Origin of the sequence: Winogradskyella wichelsiae, assembly GCF_013403925.1 — a bacterium.
Taxonomy (GTDB): domain Bacteria; phylum Bacteroidota; class Bacteroidia; order Flavobacteriales; family Flavobacteriaceae; genus Winogradskyella; species Winogradskyella wichelsiae.
Window position 1 is genome coordinate 1 of record NZ_JABFDJ010000016.1, and the last position, 4,410, is coordinate 4,410.

Here is a 4,410-nt window from a genome sequence, read left to right on the forward strand (position 1 = left end):
CCTCGCACACAAACTACGCACTATTCTTATACGTAAACGTTAGCGCACATAGCTCACTCAGCTCAAAAAAATTAAAAACTACGTAAAAGTGGTTTAAAAACAATTCTTTAAAATCTTACTCAACTGACTTTTGACAAAGAATACGCAAAATTTACGCGCGGTTGACTTTACTCTTGCGTTTTAAAAATCTGACTTTTGCCAAGCAATACGCAACGGTTGCTTTGGACTTTTCTCTGTTTCTCTAAAAATTTTGAGTTTAGAAATAAACTTATGAGTAAAACATAAAACTACGTGCGCTAACATTGTATAAAAATAATGCGTAATTTAGTACCAAATCAAGAGTAAATGTGTGTTTGCATGCATCTGATTTTCCTTCGGAAAATCCTCGCACACAAACTACGCACTATTCTTATACGTAACCGTTGTAGTACATTTGAGAATGAAGAACACCTTAACAATTTTTCTGCTTTCGATTTTAGCATTCAGTTGCTCAAAAAATGATTTTGAAAATACCAATCTGTACTTGGAATTTGACAAAGAAACGTATCAGCCGAATGACAACTTTGAATTGACTATTCGAATTGTGCCAATCGAAGCGGAAAAGACTATTAGAATTTATAAAGACCTGAATAACATTGAGATTTCATTTTTGTCAAAAGCTGAACAAAATGGATTTCATCAGGAACTAAAAAAGCGTTTCATCGAAGGACCTAGTTTAACTGGAGACGATAGTGAATATATCGATGAATTTACTATCTCAAAGGAAAAGCCATTTGAAAAAAAACTTTTGGGAACCATTTCTGAATCGGAAAACCAAATAATCTTTGAAATATCTGATTTGAAAATAAAGGATAAAATAGACAAAACCTATTTGCTAGATAATCCGAGCATTTTGATTAAAGGAAACTGTAGAACAGTTTATGGAATTGAAGGCGAACCCTTTGAACCAATAGAAATAAAAGTAGTAGTGGAATAAAAAACGTACTACAACACCGTGTATAATTAATTGCTTTTTACGTGCTTACTTGCAAAAATTCCTGCGGAATTTTCACGGGTTCGTAAAAGTTTGCTAACTTAGTCGCTAAACCACGCAACTAACCATACACAAGACCGTTAGCATTCATGTCTCACTCAGCTCTGGAAAAATAAAAATCACTCAAAAATAGTTTAAAATAGATTCCTTAAAATCTCACTCAACCGACTTCTGACAATTCAAAACGCAACTGTTGCGTACGACTGACTTTACTCTTGCGCAAAACATCTGACTTTTAACAAACATTACGCAAAGTTAACGAGCAACTGACTTTACTCATGCTCAAAAAATTCGAGGTTCTAAAAAATTAAACGCAACTATTTCGTAAAATAAGTCCGACAAAAATAAACACGCATGCTAACATTGTATAAAAATAATGCTTAGTTTAGTGCCTAATCAAGAGTAAATGCGTTGTTTGGTTGCTTATGATTTTCCTTCGGAAAATCCTCGCACTCAAACTACGCACTATTCTTATACGTAACCGTTAGCATACATTTACCACAAAACTCAAATTAAACAATGAAAAAAAGAATTCTACTAATTTTTATGGTTAGTTTTTTAACCAAAATTTATTCGCAAGACAAAAAAATTGAATTTCAATTATCTCTCGGACCAACATTATCAGTGCCAAAAACCAGTGAGCTAACAGATACAAATGTTGATGGAAGTCCTGAAATTAAATCCTCGATTAATATTGGAGCATTTGTCTTACCAAGTTGGAACTATTCTTTTAATGAAAAATCATCAATTGATTTTGGTATTGGATTTTATTTAGATAGGTTTTCTATCGAAGATAAAATAGGTGCAGTTACAAATAAAGGAAATCGAAATATTAGTCAAATTCAAATACCAATAAACTATAATTTTCATTTCAGTCAAGATAAATCTTATCAATTTGGAATTGGAGGATTTACAAGTTTTTTAGTATCTGCAAAAGAAAAAGGAGATACCATAACAGACGTATCTCAAATTGATATAATTGACCCAAATGACCCAACTTTCAGTAATGCAACTATCAGTTACGAAAATGATATTAAGGATAATTATAATTCAGTAAGTTTTGGCGCCTACATTCAGTTAAAGAAAAGTTTTTCCTTTTCATCAAAAAAGAAAGGATTCATTCTTTTGAGAATTAATCAATATTTCAATTCGATAAAGAACAATGACTTTGATTCTGATTTGAGCCAATATATTGACTTTAAGAATGAAAAAGAACCGACAACTTTGAATTTAGGAATTGGAATAATTATATAAAAACGTATGCTAACACCGTGTATAATTAATTGCTTGGTTGTTGCCTGCTTGCGAAAATTCCTGCGGAATTTTCACGGGTTCGTAAAAGTTTGCTAAATTAGTTGCTGAACCACGCAACTAATCATACACAAACACGTTACCTGTAATTTACCCAAACCAATGAACAGAATTTTAATATCAATATTTTTCTTCCTTTTTTTAAGTTTTGGATTTGCTCAAAACGGAAAATTACTCTCGAAAAGATTAGTTGATATTTCAAAAACGCCAATTTGGGAAAGAATTTCTCAAGACAATGAATTACACACGGATTTTGAGCATTTAAAGAAATTGGATTTCTATTTTATTACTTATCAAAGTGACAGTTTAAAAGTTGAAGGAATAATTGTTGAGCCAAAAGCAAGTGGAAAATATCCAGTCGTAATTTTCAATCGTGGTGGAAATAGAGATTTTGCAGAATTAACCATTGGAACTTTAATAATGTATACATCCAAATTAGCTGAACAAGGTTATGTAATAATTGGAAGTAACTATCGTGAAAAAGACGAATTTGGAGGTGCGGAAATTAATGATGTTTTGAATTTGACAGAAACTGTAAAAGAAATTGAAAAAGCAGACTCGAATTGTATTGGAATGTTTGGTTGGTCAAGAGGTGGAATGATGACATATTTAGCTCTTCAGAAATCTGAAAAAATAAAAACTGCTATTGTTGGAAATGGAGCTTCTGATTTATTTGACACAGCCAAGTTTAGACCAAAAATGGAAACGAAAGTGTTTGCTGAATGTATTCCTGATTATTGGAATAACCGAGAGCCTGAATTAAAGAAACGTTCTGTAATTTATTGGGCAGACGAATTAGACAAAAATAGCAGTCTTTTAATTTTATGCGGAACAAACGATAAAAGAGTAAACCCAGAACAAGCGGACAAAATAGCTGGTAAGTTAAAAGAAATTAATTACGACTTTGAATTAAGGAAATTTGAGACAGACCATTACTTTTCTGAATATAAAACGGAATTGAACGAATTGGTAATAGAATGGTTTGACAAACGATTAAAAAAATAAAAAACTACAGGTAACACCGTGTATAATTAATTGCTTGGTTCTAGCCTACTTGCGAATATTCCTGCGGAATATTCACGGGTTCGTAAAAGTTTGCTAACTTAGTTGCTAAACCACGCAACTAACCATACACAAAACCGTTGTAATGCATTTGCGGATAATCGAGAATCGCAATGAAATTAACTGATGACAAAGAATATTTTGAAATTTAAAAAGATAATTAGAATTGGAATTTAATACTAAAAAAACAATCTGAATGAAACACATAATTACGATTTCAATTATGATTCTGACTTCTGGTGTTGGTTTGAAAAACGTTTCTAACGAATTGGTCGGAAAATGGGAATGCTATCATAAAGAACTGGAAGACGGAACTACAAAAAGGACGGATTTGTTCAGCGGAGAAGAATTTGAATACTCTTGTGACGGACTAATAATCGAACTGAAATCTGACTTTACTGGTTCGGAATCAATTGGAGGAATAAGTTTTGAATACAAAAAAACTGACTCAATCCTGAATTTAGGAAATCGGAATTATTTAATCGAGAAATTGACAAAAACTGAACTTGTAATTAGAGATTATGATTCTGACGGAACTAATCTTTCGAATTTTAGACAGAAATTTAAGAAAATAGAATAAACGAAAATAAAAACACGTTACAACTCTGAAATAAAGCAAACGGAATTCAATCATCATAATGAACAATATTATGGAAACGAATAAAATATGAAACCACCTATTTTAGAAAATAACAAACATTCAGTTGTTGCAGTTGAATTTAATACTGGAATTGTATTGAAAACTGACTTTGAAAGACATATTGGACAAGGAGAGGCTTTTCACATTTTTGAAAATTTAGAATTAGCAATAAAGTTCGTTGACAAAAAAATATTGGAAGATTCAGATTTACAATTGAGTATTTATAATAATAAAGGAGAATACCTATTTACAAAAGACAAAAACGGAAAAACATAAAAAACGCATTACAACAAAGTACTGTGGTAAAAAACAAGTAAAAACTTATTAATTTATTGCTAAAGTACTTCTGTAATTATTATCATAG

At 31.2% G+C, this 4,410-nt stretch carries 5 protein-coding genes; all 5 read left to right on the forward strand.

The annotated features are described in order from the left end of the window. Positions 1-439 precede the first annotated feature (439 nt). Positions 440-976, forward strand: coding sequence for a hypothetical protein (locus tag HM985_RS16755; protein WP_179377363.1), 537 nt, complete (start codon positions 440-442; stop codon positions 974-976). A gap of 576 nt (positions 977-1,552) precedes the next feature. Next, a complete protein-coding gene (locus HM985_RS16760; RefSeq protein ID WP_179336354.1) occupies positions 1,553-2,287 on the forward strand; it encodes an outer membrane beta-barrel protein in 735 nt (244 codons plus the stop codon). Between the two features lie 159 nt (positions 2,288-2,446). Continuing rightward, complete coding sequence (locus tag HM985_RS16765) at positions 2,447-3,349, forward strand: alpha/beta hydrolase family protein (protein WP_179377364.1); 903 nt, start codon at positions 2,447-2,449, stop codon at positions 3,347-3,349. Between the two features lie 253 nt (positions 3,350-3,602). Next, positions 3,603-3,986 carry a hypothetical protein gene (locus HM985_RS16770; RefSeq protein ID WP_179377365.1) on the forward strand — a complete coding sequence of 128 codons (384 nt, stop codon included), beginning with the start codon at positions 3,603-3,605 and terminating at the stop codon, positions 3,984-3,986. 87 nt (positions 3,987-4,073) lie between these two features. After that, positions 4,074-4,322 (forward strand): hypothetical protein, encoded by a 249-nt coding sequence (locus HM985_RS16775; protein WP_179377366.1) that lies wholly within the window; start codon positions 4,074-4,076, stop codon positions 4,320-4,322. Positions 4,323-4,410 lie beyond the last annotated feature (88 nt).

Bases quoted from the DNA above. Each gene is read 5' to 3' on its own strand.
- HM985_RS16760 (WP_179336354.1), top strand. From the start codon at position 1,553: ATGAAAAAAAGAATTCTACTAATTTTTATGGTTAGTTTTTTAACCAAA.
- HM985_RS16755 (WP_179377363.1), top strand. From the start codon at position 440: ATGAAGAACACCTTAACAATTTTTCTGCTTTCGATTTTAGCATTCAGT.
- HM985_RS16770 (WP_179377365.1), top strand. From the start codon at position 3,603: ATGAAACACATAATTACGATTTCAATTATGATTCTGACTTCTGGTGTT.
- HM985_RS16775 (WP_179377366.1), top strand. From the start codon at position 4,074: ATGAAACCACCTATTTTAGAAAATAACAAACATTCAGTTGTTGCAGTT.
- HM985_RS16765 (WP_179377364.1), top strand. From the start codon at position 2,447: ATGAACAGAATTTTAATATCAATATTTTTCTTCCTTTTTTTAAGTTTT.